Source organism: Variovorax sp. P4_D9 (assembly GCF_056401695.1).
The window spans coordinates 1-2,233 of the sequence record NZ_JBFUIU010001155.1 but is presented as its reverse complement, the minus strand read 5'-3'; the positions used below and the strand labels follow the sequence as shown (position 1 = coordinate 2,233).

Here is a 2,233-nt window from a genome sequence, read left to right as displayed (position 1 = left end):
CCGCTCTACATCGAATTGGCCCCGATCGCGATGCCCGAGCGTTTCGTCCGGCCGCAACTGGTGGTGCGGCAGAAGGATTCGGCCACTGGGCCGCAGGTCGAGATCCTCGAGCAGCATCGCTGGTCCTCCTCGTTCGAAAGCGAATTGCGCGATGCGCTGGGCAGCGCGGTGGCCGCGCGGCTCGGCGCGGTCGACGTCAGCAAGTCCGGCCGCCAGCGCGGCCAGCCGGCGATCCGCATTGCGGTGCAGATGGGCCAGTTCGATGCGATCGAGGGCAGCCGGGTCGACGCGGCCTTCAGCTGGACCTTGCGCCGCACCGACGAAGGGCCGGGCGTCGGCTGCCGGATCTCGGTGTCGGAGCCGGTCGCTGGCGGTATCGATGCGCTGGCGCAGGGTGCGCAGCGCGTCGCCTCCCAACTGGCTGACGCGATCGCGGCCAGCGTTCCCGCGCTGCAGGGCCGGCCGGCGGCGTCGTGCACGGCGTGAAGCGGGCCACCGGCGATGCACCCGAACGGCTTCGCACTCTTCGACACGGCCATTGGGGCCTGTGGCATCGCCTGGGGTCCGCGCGGCATCGTCGGCGTCCAGCTGCCCGACGGCGAGGAGGCCGCCACCCGCGCGCGCATGAGGCGGCGTTTTCCGGGTGTCGCGGAAGCCGAGGCGCCAGACGCGGTGGCGTCCGCGATCGCGGGCATCCGTGCGCTGCTCGCCGGGCAGCGGCTGGCCCTCGATGACATCGTGCTCGACATGGAGGGCATCAGCGAGTTCCACCAGCGCGTCTATGCGATCGCGCGCCGCATCCCGCCCGGACGAACCCGCAGCTACGGCGACATCGCAGCCGAACTCGGCGACAAGGGGCTGGCGCGCGCCGTCGGGCATGCGCTCGGCCTCAACCCCTTCGCGCCGGTCGTCCCCTGCCACCGGGTGCTCGCCGCGGGCGGAAAGTGGGGCGGCTTCTCGGCCCGTGGCGGCGCGGTGGCGAAGCTGCACATGCTGGCCATCGAGGGCGCCCGGCCAGACAGCGACAGCGGCGATCTTTTCTGACGCATAGCACAGGCCGGTGGATCGCGCTGGCGATGGTCCATCACCGTCTTGGCGACAATCGCTCCATGACTTCCTCGCGCTTCTTCAAGATCGCGATCGTGCTGGGCCTGTTGTCGGCCATCGGCCCGTTCGCGATCGACATGTACCTGCCGGCCCTGCCTGAGATCGGCAGCAGCCTGCAGGCCGGCATCGGGCCGGTGCAAATGAGCCTCACGGCCTTCTTCATCTCGCTCGGCGTCGGGCAATTGCTCTACGGGCCGGTGTCCGACATGGTGGGCCGCAAGCCGCCGCTCTACTTCGGCCTCGGCCTGTTCGCGCTGGCGAGCATCGGCTGCGCGCTGGCCACCAGCATCGAGATGCTGATCGCGCTGCGCTTCGTCCAGGGCCTGGGTGCCGCGGCCGGCATGGCGATCCCGCGTGCCGTGGTGCGCGACCTGCACACCGGGACCGATGCGGCACGGCTGATGTCGCTGCTGATGCTGGTCTTCAGCGTGTCGCCGATCCTGGCGCCGCTGGCCGGCAGCGCGGTGATCGCCTTCACCGGCTGGCGCGGCGTGTTCTGGTCGGTCACGCTGGCCGCGGTGATCGGGCTGGCGACCATCGCCTCGGTGCTGAAGGAGACGCGCCTGGCCGAGGAACGGGTCGAGAGCAGCCTGCGCAGCGCGCTCGCGGCCTACGCGGTGCTGCTGCGCGACACGCACTATCTCGGGCTGGTCTTCATCGGCGCCTTCGCGATGGCGGGCTTCTTCACCTACCTGGCGAATTCCTCCTTCGTGATGATCGACCACTACGGCCTGTCGCCGGTGATGTACAGCATCGCCTTCGGCGTCAACGCCGCCGCCTTCTTCGCCGCCGCGCAGCTCAACGGCCCGCTGTGCGAGCGCTTCGGGATCGAGCGCGTGGTCAAGACCAGCGTCTGCGCCTGCGGCGCGGTGATGCTCGCGATGTTCGCCTACTTCGCCAGCGGCGGCGACCGGCTGGCGGTGCTGATCGTGCTGTACTTCATCGCCAGCGGCCTGATGGGCCTGGTGATTCCCACCACCTCGGTGCTGGCCCTCGAGAAGCACGGCGCCATCGCCGGCACCGCGTCGGCACTGCTCGGCACGCTGCAGATGCTGACCGGCGCACTGGTGATGGCGGTGGTCGGACTGTTCACCGACGGCCGGCCGCTGCCGATGGTCACCGGTAT

At 70.3% G+C, this 2,233-nt stretch carries 3 protein-coding genes; all 3 read left to right on the top strand.

Going from position 1 to position 2,233, the window contains the following annotated elements; translation table 11 throughout:
* A partial coding sequence (locus AC1DY5_RS52295) for a PqiC family protein (RefSeq protein ID WP_478122128.1) occupies window positions 1-486 on the top strand: 486 nt, incomplete at its 5' end.
* 15 nt (window positions 487-501) lie between these two features.
* Window positions 502-1,044: a methylated-DNA--[protein]-cysteine S-methyltransferase gene (locus tag AC1DY5_RS52290; protein WP_478122127.1), complete on the top strand. Its 543-nt coding sequence runs from the start codon at window positions 502-504 to the stop codon at window positions 1,042-1,044.
* Between the two features lie 65 nt (window positions 1,045-1,109).
* Window positions 1,110-2,233 (top strand): multidrug effflux MFS transporter (locus AC1DY5_RS52285; RefSeq protein ID WP_478122126.1); only part of this gene is annotated, 1,124 nt, incomplete at its 3' end.